We start from the raw sequence: 13,490 nt of genomic DNA on the forward strand, positions 1-13,490 counted from the left end.
ATGGAGGAATAAAAGACATGTTAAATACAGCAAAAAGAGAATTCTGGTTTGTAGTAGGTAGTCAGCATTTATATGGACCGGAGGCTCTGGAAGAAGTGAAGAGTCACGCGGAAGAGATTGCAGACGCGTTAAATGAAGAAGGTAATTTTGCTTTTCCGATTAAATTTAAAGCACTGGTAACCACTGCTGATGAAATTAAAACGGTTATGAAAGACGTCAATTATCAGGATGAAGTAGCCGGGGTGATTACATGGATGCACACATTCTCTCCAGCAAAAATGTGGATTCCGGGAACTAAACTCCTTCAAAAACCGCTGCTGCACTTATCGACGCAGTTCAATAAAGAAGTGCCTTGGAAAACCATTGATATGGACTTCATGAACTTGAACCAGAGTGCTCATGGTGACCGTGAATACGGCTTTATCAACGCGCGACTGAAGAAGAATAATAAAGTGGTTGTCGGTCATTATCAGGACCCTGAAGTCCACGAAGAAATCAGCAACTGGATGCGTTCAGCAGTCGGTTTTGCTGAATCTCAGGCCATTAAAGTGGCGCGTTTCGGAGACAACATGCGTAACGTGGCGGTTACTGAAGGTGACAAAGTCGAAGCAGCTATTCAGTTTGGCTGGACAGTTGATTACTTTGGTATTGGGGACCTGGTTGAAGAAATGGACCAAGTGAGTGATGCAGACATCCAATCCACGTATGACGAGTGTCAGTCCCTCTACGATATGAACCCGGGTGAAAATGAAGCAGAGTTTTACGAATCACACGTAAAAGAACAGATTAAAATTGAAATCAGTCTGCGTCGATTCCTTGAAAAAGGTGGCTATACGGCCTTTACCACAAACTTTGAAGACTTGCATGGCATGAAGCAGCTCCCAGGCATGGCTGTTCAGCGTTTGAATGCAGAAGGGTACGGCTTTGCAGGAGAAGGCGACTGGAAAACAGCTGCGCTGGACCGTCTGGTTAAAGTGATGACGGACAACCAGTCAACCGGCTTTATGGAAGACTATACCTATAACTTTACGAAAGGTGACGAGTATATTGTTCAGTCTCACATGCTTGAAGTGGATCCGACTTTTGCCGAAACGAAACCAAAAGTTGTTGTGAATCCTCTAGGTATTGGCGACAAAGAAGACCCTGCTCGTCTTGTCTTTGACGGGAAAGCTGGAGAAGGCTTCGCTATTTCCATGCTTGACTTGGGCACGCATTACCGCTTGATGGTCAATACTTTTGAGGCTGTTACGCCAAAAGAAGAGGCACCAAACCTGCCGGTCGCACGTGTAATCTGGAAACCAAATCCTGACTTCAAGACAAGCATTAAAAAATGGATTGAAGCGGGTGGCGGACACCATACAGTCGCAACCTTGGCGCTTGATAAGGATGTCATTCTGGATTGGGCTAAACTGGTTGATTTGGAAACTGTTTTAATAGATTAATTTACAATAGGAGATGCTCGTTGTAAGAGTATCTCCTATTTAGTGAATAGTAAAGGATGATTGGATGTTAACTACAGAAGAAAAAAATGGTAAGACCACTGCAACAAAGAGAATACTTGGACTGGAATTCGGTTCAACTCGTATAAAAGCTGTTCTGATTAATGAAAACCATCAGCAAATTGCGAGTGGAGCGTATGACTGGGAAAACAAGTTGGAAGACGGCTACTGGACTTATGCCATTGAGGAGGTCTGGACAGGGCTTCAGACTGCTTACAAGCAGCTTGCAGAACAATATGCAGCGCGCTTCGATGAAAAATTGACAGAAATTGATGCTATGGGATTCTCAGGCATGATGCACGGCTATCTGCCATTTGATAAGGCAGGAAATTTGTTGACGCCTTTTCGTACATGGCGTAATACGACGACAGAACAGGCATCTAAAGAACTGACCGAACTGTTCGACTTCAATATTCCTCAACGTTGGAGTATTGCCCATTTGCATCAGGCTATCTTAGATGAAGAAGAGCACGTAAAAGACATTGATTTTCTAACGACCCTTGCTGGTTATGTGCACTGGAAGCTGACAGGAGTTAAAGCGCTTGGTATCGGCGAAGCATCTGGGATGTTCCCGATTGACAGTACCACTGGAAAGTATAATCAGGAGATGGTCCATGCCTATAATGAAAAAACAGCTTCAATTGATAAAGCGTGGTCATTGCTGGATATCTTGCCAGATACTTTATCAGCCGGTGAATATGCCGGTCAACTCACCGAAGAAGGTGCCCGACTTATTGATCCTTCTAAAACGTTAAAGCCGAACGCATTATTGTGTCCACCAGAGGGCGATGCCGGAACGGGTATGGCTGCAACTAATGCAGTAGCTGAACGAACAGGAAATGTTTCAGCGGGTACATCGGTATTTGCCATGCTGGTTCTGGAAAAGAGCTTATCGAACTACTATGAGGAAATCGATATGGTCACCACGCCAACAGGCAAACCGACCGCGATGGTTCACTGCAATAATTTCACAACTGACATTAATGCCTGGGCCCGCCTTTTCAACGAACTGGTGGAAACTCTAGGGTTTGAGGTTTCAAGCGAGAAACTCTTTACGACGCTCTTTAATAAAGCGCTGGAGGCAGATGCAGATAATGGTCAATTGATGAGCTGCAATTATTATTCGGGTGAACCGATAACGGGTCTTGAAGAGGGACGGCCGCTGTTTATTCAGATGCCTGACAGCACGTTGAATCTGGCGAACTTCATGCGCACCCATATTTATTCTGCTTTAGCTACATTGAAACTGGGAATGGATATCTTGATTCAGAAAGAAGATGTCAGTGTCGATCAGCTTTTAGGACACGGCGGCTTCTTCAAGACGAAGCATGTCGGCCAGCAGATGATGGCTGATGCCCTCACTGTACCAGTTTCTGTTATGGAAAGTGCGGGAGAAGGCGGACCTTGGGGAATGGCGTTGCTTGCTGCTTTTGCCGTAAACAAAGAGGAAAATGAAAAGCTGGAAGATTATTTATCAAATAAAGTCTTCAGAAGCCAAAAAGCTGAGACAGTTGAACCAAGTGACGAAGGACAGAAGAATTTCAGCACCTTTATGAGCCGTTATGAAGACATGTTGGAAGTAGAGAAAGCTGCAGTAAAAGTCATACTCTGATTTAATCACAAAAGGACTGGGTGAACCTCAGTCCTTTTTATCAGCGGATTCTAAAATTTTCTGGAGGTACAAATGAAACTGACCTATCACGATACGTTATGGTAAAGGTATATCAATCTGATTCATTCAGAAATGATTCCTTACCAGTGGAAGGTGCTTCACGACGAAGGGACCCCTTCTGAAAAAAGTAATGCTATGGAAAACTTGCGCATAGCTGCAGGGTTAAGTGAAGGGGATCATTATGGCTAGCTTTTTCAGGATTCTGATGTCTACAAGTGGCTTGAATCCTCTGCAAATGCCTATGCCCTCAAACCGGATCCGGAATTAAAGGACATGATGGATACGGTTGTGTCTTTGATTGAATCGGCATAGGACGAAGACGGCTATATCAGTACGTATTATTAGATAGAGGCGTCTCAATTGAAATTCAGGAGTCTCTTTGAAAGTCACGAATTATACTGTGCGGTGCATTTAATTGAAGCAGCCGTTGCGCATTTTAAATCGACAGTGGAAATATGGTTGATTGAAGTTTCAAATAAACTTGTCCATTGTATAAATGAAGCGTTTGGACCGGAAGATAATAAGATTAAAGGAGCAGATAGTCATCAGGAAATTGAATTGGCCCTGATTAGGCTATATGAAGTGACAGATGATGCAACCTGCTTGACTCTAAGTGAATGGTTTCTTGAAATTAAGGGACAGGATACAGAGTTTTATCAGGAACAGTTAATCGAAAATAAAGCATTGGGTCTGGATGACCGTCAACGGATGCCTTTCGAACTTGTCTATCTTCAAGCTCACAAACCGGTTCTCGAGCAGGAAGAAGCTGTTGGTCACGCCGTTAGACTCGTTTATATGGCTGCTGCTGTGGCTGAAGTCGCACATATACGTAATGATCAGAAATTATTTCAGGCTGCAAAAAGGCTGTGGGATGATATCGTTAAGAATCGGTAATGTCCTGGATAGAAAAGAGCAGCTGAACCTTATTGGTGCGGCTCATTCACAAGGGATATTTGCACCGTCAATTAGATACCACGACGGCACGTTTTATATGATTACAACTAACGTGACTAACGGCGGAAACTTCCTGGTGAAAACTGATGACCCAGCAGGAGACTGGTCAGATCCATACTTTATAGACAACGCACCGGGAATTGATCCCCGCTTGTTCTTCGATGAAGACGGCAGATGCTATTACGTGGGTACGAGAGAAAATCCTCGTGGCGCTACGTATAATGGGGACTGGGAAGTCTGGCTCCAGGAGCTGGATCTCGAAACTATGTCTCTAGTGGGCGTAAGCACCAAACTATGGAAAGGTGCACTGAGAGACGCAATCTGGCCTGAAGGTCCGCATATTTACAAAAAGGATGGACTTTACTACCTGATGATTGCTGAAGGAGGAACGGGATTCAATCATGCGATCACGATTGCACGAAGTGAATCTATCGATGGGCCGTATATCGGCAATAAGAATAACCCGATCCTGACCCACCGCCATTTAGGGAATCAGTATCCGATTCATAATGTCGGTCACGGCGATCTAGTCAAAGCGTCAAATGGAGAGTGGTTCATTACTCTACTGGCGAGCAGACAGTTCAACGGCTATGACAACTTAGGGCGTGAAACCTTCCTAGCAAGAGTTCAATGGGAAGACGGCTGGCCAGTCATCAACCCTGGAGAAGGACGTCTTCTGAACACGCAGGAGCACGGACTGCCACTAGTCCCGGTTGAAACTCAGGAAGCCTTTGATCTGACGAAAGAAGATTCTGCCTTTGTTCATTTGAGAAATCCTAACTGGGATAATTACGACAGAGAAAGCAGAGAAGGCTGGTTAAGACTTTATCCGTCAACTATTACGATTCAGGAAATAGATACACCAACCTATATTGGTCTGCGTCAGTCAACTATGGACTATACGCTAAGTGTAGAAATGGATGAAGCCCTGAAAGAAGGAGAAGAAGCGGGACTGGTCGTTCTGCAGAATGACCAGTATTCGATTCGTCTTATCGTCAGCTATCTGGACGGCGTTAAAACAGTCAGATTTGTATCTTTAATCGATGGAGAAGAAACGGTTGTCGGGTCAAAAGAGATAACTGACAGCTCTCTTCAGCTGTCGCTTACAGGAGAAGGTCAGACAGTCAGTGCATCAGCTGTAATCAATGATGAAACAGTTATCATAGCTGAAAATGTAGATATCCATTATTTGAGCACAAAAGTGGCAGGCGGATTCGTTGGCTGTACAATGGGAATCTACGCTGTGACCGATAGAGATGACCGCGGACACGCTGACTTTACTTCATTGACTCTCGTCAAGTACTGATTCATTAAGTAATATACTGATCTAAACTGAACGATTGAATAAGTCAAAAGCAGAAAAAGAGACACACTCGTTAAACTAGTCGGTGGGTGCTGACAGGGAGTGTGTCTTTTTGACTTTTCAAAGTAAAAGAATTTTAAAAGGAAAACAATCATCACGATGATTGTTCCCGCTTAAGTGTTAGAGAAAGCTTGGGAAAAGGAGCCGGATTTGGCAAGCTTCTGATGCTTTAGTAGGTCTATAATCGATGAGTGCTGTAAAATATGACGTTTATGGCTTACTCATGGAAATAAGCCGGGTGAGTGGTCAATAATAGTGGATTTAATGCCCACTCGCTGGATATGTGCTCCTGAGTGGTCAAAGAAATTGAAATTACTTACCACTCGTTGGAGTTGTGCTACTGAGTGGTAAGTAAATAGAAAATTAAGACCCACCCAAGGTGATTATGTCTTTGAGTGGGTAATAGAGAAGCCTCAATAGGTGATATTTCAAGTGAAACCTTCATTGGGTGAACTTGAATCACCTACATCATGCGCTGGTCAGTCTTTAATCTTGAGCTGCAGCATTTCCAAAAATCCGAGAGCCTGAGATTCGTTTACTATGGCACCTTTTATGTCGTCTATAGATACTGCAATGGCGTCAAACTCTGATGAACTCAAATCGATGGTATTCAATGAGGTATGACTGAACTTTGCTCGATTCAAGTCACAGGATTCAAACCGGGTTTGCTTTAAAGAACACTCAAGGAAATCCATTTCATTTAACTTGCATTGATCAAATAATACAGATTTGACTTTTGAGAAGCCTATACTTGATAGATGCATGATACAATCAGTAAACGAGACATCTTCAAGGAAGCTGTCAGTGAAAAGCATGCCGTTTAGTCTACATTGATTGAATGATACTTGTTTAAGGCTTGTTTCAGTCAGTTCGGCATTGATGCATTCACATTTGATAAATTCTACATCTTTGAAGTAGGCATTATTTATGGTCAGCTGATCGAACTGGACATTTCTGAATCGCACACCTTTGAATTCGATGAGTCGTGTATCGGACAATGTGATGACACAGTCGGCGATTTCTGCCTGTTCGATGTAAGGTTCTTCCGGATCGAAGACTTCCATAAAGTTGATGAGTGGCAGACTTACGGGAAGCGAGGGGCGCTTGATTTTACGTGACATGGGCGATTCTCCTTAATAAATTTAGGTAGGTCATGAAGCGATTCCAGATTCTTCACTCGATTATATCACTTGATTGCTTTATTATGTCCAATAAATGCGAAATGTTTGGTATAATGAATAGATGAAGATTTTAAACGGATAAACAGACACAAGCAACTACAGTTGAAAAGGGATGACTGAATCGATGAAAAAACAGGCTTTTCCAGAAATGACGATCACTTCTTTAGCCAGCAACTACTCGACGTTTCTTCAAGGCAAGGAAGTATATAAGAACAGAGCAGTCAAGAATCTGAAAGTGGATACCAACCATAACACTGTTCAGTTTAATGTTGAAGACCGTCAGTTAGAAACCGTACACTTGCGCTTTTATCCTAATGGTGTAGCAAGAAAGTACCACTGCACATGTAAACCATTCGAAAAAAATGCAGGTGCCTGTAAGCATGTGGTGGCGGCTATGTTCCATCTGAATGATCTGGATGCCAGTGAACTCACCTCTAAAAGCGAGACACCTGACGGCACAGGTAACAAGACACAACCTATGTTTTCTTATAAGAAAAGTGAAAAGGCAGTCAATGAACTGCTCCATTTATCCAAGCAGGAAATTGCCAGACAAACCGACTCCTTGTACAAACAGCCGGTCTATGTCGAATATATCCTAAATGTGAGCGGGACTTCGGCTAATCCTATTTACGATCTTTTTTTCAAAATCGGCAAGGATTACTTATATATTGTTAAAAATACAGCACGGGTTATTGAAGACATAATCAGCGGAGAACCGATCGAGTTCGGGAAGAACTTCACGTTTGATTCCAGCGAGTATGCCTTACTGGCGGAAGATCGATATGTCTTTGAGAAACTGAAGGATATTCAGGACATTATCTCTTCTCTGACACCTGTAGGATATGAAAGCCAGATGTCGAATCGGGAAAGTTTTTCCATTCCTGCCTTATACATTAAAGAAATGATCCGACTGCTGGAAAATACGATGGGGGCTTTCGTTCGTTTCGGAAGACCGCCTCGTCAGCTGACTCAAATCGACCGGGGAGATACGCTACGGGTAAAAGAATCCATCGAAGATCTTGATCTGACATTCAAATTTGAAAAGAAAGATAATTTATTCCACTTTTCTCTGGCAGATACGTCACTGACCGTTGAAGACTTTCATTTCCATGATAAAGGTAAGATGATTGAGTACAAGCAAGTGTTCTATCTTCTGTCTTCTCCTTCATATGAGCTGATTCACAGTATTTTTCAGGGACTGAAGAGTTCCGGCTCCTATACGCTGGTCATGCGCCGGTCTGAAATTGAAACTTTCCTGTCCGTTACATTGTCACAGCTCAAGGAAGTCATACAGGTCGATATGGACGAGGCCGTCCAACAACTGATCTATCAGGCAGAATTCGAGCCTCAACTATATATCGATACTGAAGGTCAGTCACTGCTGATTCGTCCGGTATATTCATATGGGCAGACGACTTTGTATCCATTGGAAGAGTCTAAGACAGAAGTCGAAGAAACGATCCTAGTTAGGGAATGGAAGAAGGAATCAGATGTTCTGAATCTGCTGTATACTCATGTCCCTTCAGTTGCCCGTCAGCAGGGCATGTGGAAGCTGACTGAAACGGATACCATCAGCGGGTTTCTGTATGATTCACTTCCGGAACTGGCTGAAAACATGGAAATCTTCCTGTCTCAGTCTGCCCGCCGTCTGATTTACAGTCCGAAAAGACAGCCGAGAGTCACGATGGAAATGAGGGAGTCGTCCAATCTACTGGATATTAGTTTCGAAACTGAAGATATCCCGTCAAATGAACTGCAGGCCTTGTTGAAAGACCTGGAGAGAAATCAGCCGTTTTATAGACTGTCAAGCGGTCAGCTGGTGAATCTGAAAGACCCTGCTTTCCAGGCTATGAAACGTGCCAAGGAATCACTGGATATAGATGATGATGAGTTTGAAACTGATATGACTGTCTCTGTCTTCCAGGGGCTGTCTGCACTGGATGAGGAAACTATAAATACCGGAAGACGCTTCAAGTCACTTGTGGAGCAGCTGTTGAGTCCGGAAACACTGGACTTTGATTTGCCAGCTGGTCTGAAAGCTAACATGCGACCGTATCAGGTCACTGGATTCAAGTGGCTGAAAAGCTTAGATCATTATGGGTTCGGAGGAGTGCTGGCGGATGACATGGGACTTGGAAAGACTGTCCAGACGATTGCTTTCCTGCAATCCAAATATGAAGAAAAACAAGGGCGCTATCTGATCATCTGCCCGTCTAGTGTCGTCTACAACTGGCAGCACGAGTGGCTGAACTTTGTGCCCGATACAGAAACGATCATCATTTCAGGCTCCAAGGAAGAACGGGAAGCTAAAAAACAGGAAGCGCTGAATAAAAACATTCCAATCTGGATTACAAGTTATCCTCTTGTTCAAAGAGATTCAGATCTGTACGAGGACGAAACATTTGAGACAATCGTTCTGGATGAATCACAAACTGTCAAGAACAGTGCAGCCAAGACGACTCAGGCTGTCAGGAAACTGAAAGCTGAAAGCAAGATTGCTTTGTCAGGAACACCGATTGAAAATCACCTGGGAGAACTCTGGTCCCTGTTTTCAATTATCCAGCCGGGTCTGTTCAAGAACAGGAAAGCTTTCCAGGCTATGGACCAGTCTAGAATTTCTGCAAAGATCAAGCCGTTCATTCTAAGACGACTGAAACGGGATGTTCTGGACGATCTGCCTGAGAAGACAGAAACAACAGAATACATTGAACTGTCTGATAATCAGAAACGTCTGTATCAAACCCAGCATGCGGCAATTAAGCAGGAGATCAAGACCTTGATCGATACGGATGAGCTGAATGCCAACCGGATCAAAGTTCTGGCAGGTATGACCAGGCTGAGACAGATCTGTTGTGACCCAAGGCTAGTCATGCCTAATTTTGAAGGCTCATCTTCTAAACTGGAACGTCTGATGGAATACCTTGAAGAGGCGCGGGCCAACGGCAAACGTGTGGTTCTGTTCTCGCAGTTTACGTCCATGCTGAAAATTATCAGAGAGCGTCTGGATGCCATAGATGTGGATTACCATTACCTCGATGGTCAGACCAAAAATGAAGACCGTCTACATTTGACGACCCGATTCAATACTGGAGAAAAGGACCTGTTCCTGATTTCACTCAAAGCTGGTGGAACAGGGTTGAATCTGACAGGTGGAGATACCGTCATTCTTTATGACTCCTGGTGGAATCCGGCAATCGAAGATCAGGCGGCTGACCGGGTGCACCGGTTCGGTCAGAAGAAATCCGTACAGATCATTCGTCTGATTACAACGGGGACGATCGAAGAACGCATCAACGATCTTCAGGAGAAGAAACGCGAACTGATCGATTCAGTTATTACTAAAGGCAATACTCAGACATTGAACAGTCTAAGCACAGAAGAAGTACTGACGCTGCTCGAAGACTGATTATATATGATGAAATGTCATGCAAGGACAGATATTCTGCTGACCCGGTCTAAGAACCTATACTCAGTGGCTATTGCTTGAAAGCCCCCGATTCCTGCTCGTATAATTAAGGAGAAGCGATGATACGACTGATACAGGAGGAGGGGAGACGATGGATGAGAAATTAAAAAAAGTGATGGATGCGACATATGAGTGCATGCAGGCTTGTAATAATTGCTTTGACGCCTGTTTGAATGAAGAGCACCTTGATATGATGAGAGAGTGTATCCGTCTGGACCGGGAGTGTGGAGATATCTGCCAGATGGTTCTGTCGTTCAGTGGAAGAGAAGGGTCTTTGAGAAACGACCTGGTTTCACTATGTGGAACGATCTGTCAGGCCTGCGGAAAAGAATGTGAGCAGCACGACCATGACCATTGTCAGGAATGTGCGAAGGCCTGCTTTGCCTGCGCTGATGCCTGCAGAAGTTTTGTAAATGCCTAATCGATATTGACCGGAGTAGAAGAAAGTCTATAATTAGGCTTCCTTTTGCTCCGGTTTTTTATTTGGAATTGAGTTTATCAGTAGTTTTCGATGTGAACTCTATTATTTCCTGGTAAACTGTAGTTCACCAATCTTTTTATCCTCTGAACTCCACACGTTTTCAGGTGAGTTTAGTTCAGCGTTTTTTCTAGTGCTGAACTACCTTTTAGCCCTTCTTCAGTATAGTTCAAAAGAAATAATCCCCATAAACTCCATCCATCCATTCAATAGTCCATTTCTTTTCACTATAAAAGCTTTATTCAGCAATGGACTCCTTTTTAAATTTTACTCTGACGTATGCTATACTTGAATCACAACAGATCGCGGAGGAATAGTGTGAAAGATAAGATAATTGTGATCGTCGGACCGACAGCAGTGGGAAAAACGGCGTTAAGTATTGAACTGGCAAAAACATTCAATGGTGAACTGATCAACGGAGATTCGATGCAGGTCTACAAAGGTCTGGACATCGGTACGGCAAAAGTGACTGAAGAGGAAGCGGAAGGTCTTCCGCATCATCTGATCGATATCAAAGACCCTATAGACCCATTTAGTGTGTCTGATTTTAAAGAAGTCGCGTCTCAGAAAATAAGTGAGATCACTGAGAGAGGCAAGCTTCCGATTATTGTAGGAGGGACCGGCTTATATATCGAATCCCTTCTCTTTGACATCAGTCATGGCGGTGAAGCGAAACCGAATCAGGCATTCAGAGACGAAATGGACAGGCTGGCCCGTGAGGATGGCAGAGAAGCCTTGCATGCTAAGCTTAAGGAAAAGGATCCGGCATCCGCTGAACAGATTCATCCTAACAATGTTAGACGGGTGATTCGAGCGCTGGAAGTCATTCATGAAACAGGTCAGCCCTTTTCGACTTATCAGTCGGAAAAAAAGAAAGAACCCTTGTACGATGCATATGTCATTGGTTTGACTGCGGACAGAGCTGTACTCTACGACCGAATCAATCGACGGGTGGATCAGATGATGGAGTCTGGCCTGCTCGAGGAAGCGGAAGAGCTGATCAGACATGTTCCGGAAGATGCTCAGAGTTTGAAAGGGATTGGCTACAAAGAACTGATTCCGTATATTGAAGGAAGTATGCCGCTAGAAGAAGCAGTCGATACAATCAAGCAGCATTCCAGAAATTACGCAAAACGTCAGTTAACCTGGTTCAGAAATCGCTTTGAAATCGATCAGTGGGCTGATCTTATTGAGCATCCTGAGTCAATCGACACATTAAAAAGCCAGATAAAAGACCATATAGGAAGTGATTAAATGGAACAAGAACAGACATATGAAAAAGTCATCATCGTCGGCATAGAAAAACAGAACGAAGAAGAGGCTTTTCGTTATTCTTTCGATGAGCTCGAGCAGCTCGTTGAAAATGCCGGGGGAAAAGTCGTTGCTAAACTGTCTCAGAAAAGAGAGCGGATCGATCATAAAACAGTGATAGGAAAAGGAAAAGTTAATGAACTTAAGCATTTGGCAGACGAGCTGGAAGCCCAGACGATTGTATTCAACCAGGAACTCTCACCCAGTCATGTAAGAAATATTCAGGAGGAAGTTGATGCTAAAGTCATCGACCGGATACAGGTTATTCTTGATATCTTTGCCCTCAGAGCACAGAGTAAGGAAGGGCGACTGCAGGTCGAACTGGCACAACTGTCTTACATTCTGCCTAGATTGGCTGGTCAGGGAGAGAACATGTCCCGGCTGGGTGCAGGAATCGGAACTAGAGGTCCAGGGGAAACGAAACTGGAAACTGACCGCCGGCACATTCAGAGACAGATGACAGAGATACGTAAGGAACTGAAGAAGATTGCGGCTCACCGTGAGCGAAGCCGGGAACAGCGTAAAAACAGTAACGTATTTCAGATCGGTCTGATCGGGTATACGAATGCCGGAAAATCGACCCTCTTGAATCAGCTGACTCAAGCGGAGACGTATGAAAAAGATCAGCTGTTTGCGACACTCGATCCCTTGACCAGAAAAAGTGAGCTCCCGTCAGGCATGCAAATCACACTGACGGATACGGTCGGATTTATCCAGGAGCTTCCCACTCAGCTGATCGAAGCTTTCAAGTCGACACTCGAAGAATCCAAGCACGTGGATATGCTTTTACATGTCGTGGATGCATCTGCAGAGAATATCAAGGCGCATGAGGAAACGGTCATGGAGCTGCTTGATGAACTGGGAATGAATCTGATTCCGATGCTGACGGTGTACAATAAAAAGGATCTGCTGGAATCCCCTGCGCGTACCTCGCTCTTTCCGAACTGCACGATTTCGGCTCGCGACCCTGAAGATATAGAGATGCTAAGACATGCGATTGAAAAAGAAATAAAGAAACAGATGGTTCATTATCAGCTCAGCATTCCAAGCGAACGGGGAGACTGGCTAGTCGAACTCCGTCAGAATACTCTTCTCGAACGTCAGCTTTTTGATGAAGACAATCAGGTATATGCAGTAGAAGGTTACGCAAAAAAAGGATCCAGATGGGTCCAGGATTAATTAGCAACTATCTTTAATCGTTACTGACATAATAGTATAAACCAGTCCCATCTTTTGCCCGCCTAAAGGCAATGGATGGGCTTTTTTGATCAGTTTTCACTAAAAGGAAGAATATGCTCATTTTCTTATATTTACAAACTAACCGACAAATTTAACTTGTTATTTAATTGAGCCAATTTCATAATTATTTGTCGTGTTTAACACCTGATAAATCAACTTTTTTAAAACATAGAAAAAAGGAACCCCCCCATATGGTACAATTAGGTTGTCGACTAAGACACGTACTCCAGGAGGGATTCCTTATGTCCATTATACAACAACCCACTTTATTTGACATTGATTTTTTAGAAAAACTTGACGTTCAGGAGAAATACCAAGAAATTCTCT

At 43.7% G+C, this 13,490-nt stretch carries 8 protein-coding genes and 1 pseudogene; 8 read left to right on the forward strand and 1 reads right to left on the reverse strand.

Annotated elements, in window-relative coordinates; genetic code table 11:
* Positions 1-17 precede the first annotated feature (17 nt).
* The 4 genes and pseudogenes from araA (at position 18) to ACYQ4S_RS04630 (ending at position 5,431) form a co-directional block, all read left to right on the forward strand.
* Complete coding sequence (gene araA, locus ACYQ4S_RS04615) at positions 18-1,442, forward strand: L-arabinose isomerase (RefSeq protein ID WP_459769652.1); 1,425 nt, start codon at positions 18-20, stop codon at positions 1,440-1,442.
* Positions 1,443-1,506: 64 nt separating this feature from the next.
* Entirely contained in the window at positions 1,507-3,111 is a 1,605-nt protein-coding gene (locus ACYQ4S_RS04620; RefSeq protein WP_459769653.1) for a xylulokinase, read from the forward strand.
* A 312-nt stretch (positions 3,112-3,423) separates the two neighbouring features.
* Positions 3,424-4,065: pseudogene (locus tag ACYQ4S_RS04625) on the forward strand (beta-L-arabinofuranosidase domain-containing protein); the annotation flags it as partial.
* Positions 4,043-5,431: a glycoside hydrolase family 43 protein gene (locus tag ACYQ4S_RS04630; RefSeq protein WP_459769655.1), complete on the forward strand. Its 1,389-nt coding sequence runs from the start codon at positions 4,043-4,045 to the stop codon at positions 5,429-5,431. The pseudogene ACYQ4S_RS04625 and the gene ACYQ4S_RS04630, both read left to right, overlap by 23 nt.
* Before the next feature lie 536 nt (positions 5,432-5,967).
* Here ACYQ4S_RS04630 and ACYQ4S_RS04635 read toward each other — a convergent pair.
* Positions 5,968-6,609 carry a pentapeptide repeat-containing protein gene (locus ACYQ4S_RS04635; RefSeq protein WP_459769656.1) on the reverse strand — a complete coding sequence of 214 codons (642 nt, stop codon included), beginning with the start codon at positions 6,607-6,609 and terminating at the stop codon, positions 5,968-5,970.
* A gap of 184 nt (positions 6,610-6,793) precedes the next feature.
* On the opposite strand from ACYQ4S_RS04635, the gene ACYQ4S_RS04640 reads away from it, so the two are divergent.
* From ACYQ4S_RS04640 to hflX, 4 genes are all read left to right on the forward strand, one after another.
* Positions 6,794-10,075 carry an SNF2-related protein gene (locus ACYQ4S_RS04640; protein WP_459769658.1) on the forward strand — a complete coding sequence of 1,094 codons (3,282 nt, stop codon included), beginning with the start codon at positions 6,794-6,796 and terminating at the stop codon, positions 10,073-10,075.
* A gap of 151 nt (positions 10,076-10,226) precedes the next feature.
* The gene (locus ACYQ4S_RS04645) at positions 10,227-10,556 is read left to right on the forward strand and encodes a four-helix bundle copper-binding protein (RefSeq protein ID WP_459769660.1); all 330 of its coding nucleotides are present in this window, start codon (positions 10,227-10,229) and stop codon (positions 10,554-10,556) included.
* A 336-nt stretch (positions 10,557-10,892) separates the two neighbouring features.
* Positions 10,893-11,867, forward strand: coding sequence for a tRNA (adenosine(37)-N6)-dimethylallyltransferase MiaA (gene miaA / locus ACYQ4S_RS04650; RefSeq protein ID WP_459769661.1), 975 nt, complete (start codon positions 10,893-10,895; stop codon positions 11,865-11,867).
* Positions 11,868-13,103, forward strand: coding sequence for a GTPase HflX (hflX, locus tag ACYQ4S_RS04655; protein ID WP_346024841.1), 1,236 nt, complete (start codon positions 11,868-11,870; stop codon positions 13,101-13,103). It begins immediately after the preceding gene.
* The last annotated feature ends 387 nt before the right edge of the window (positions 13,104-13,490 follow it).

Source organism: Alkalibacterium sp. s-m-28 (genome assembly GCF_054658175.1).

What these genes read in the sequence shown, in the direction of transcription:
- ACYQ4S_RS04640 (WP_459769658.1), top strand. Translation starts at nt 6,794, where the DNA reads ATGAAAAAACAGGCTTTTCCAGAAATGACGATCACTTCTTTAGCCAGC.
- ACYQ4S_RS04645 (WP_459769660.1), top strand. Translation starts at nt 10,227, where the DNA reads ATGGATGAGAAATTAAAAAAAGTGATGGATGCGACATATGAGTGCATG.
- ACYQ4S_RS04635 (WP_459769656.1), bottom strand. Translation starts at nt 6,609, where the DNA reads ATGTCACGTAAAATCAAGCGCCCCTCGCTTCCCGTAAGTCTGCCACTC.
- miaA (WP_459769661.1), top strand. Translation starts at nt 10,893, where the DNA reads ATGCTATACTTGAATCACAACAGATCGCGGAGGAATAGTGTGAAAGAT.
- ACYQ4S_RS04620 (WP_459769653.1), top strand. Translation starts at nt 1,507, where the DNA reads ATGTTAACTACAGAAGAAAAAAATGGTAAGACCACTGCAACAAAGAGA.
- araA (WP_459769652.1), top strand. Translation starts at nt 18, where the DNA reads ATGTTAAATACAGCAAAAAGAGAATTCTGGTTTGTAGTAGGTAGTCAG.
- ACYQ4S_RS04630 (WP_459769655.1), top strand. Translation starts at nt 4,043, where the DNA reads ATGATATCGTTAAGAATCGGTAATGTCCTGGATAGAAAAGAGCAGCTG.
- hflX (WP_346024841.1), top strand. Translation starts at nt 11,868, where the DNA reads ATGGAACAAGAACAGACATATGAAAAAGTCATCATCGTCGGCATAGAA.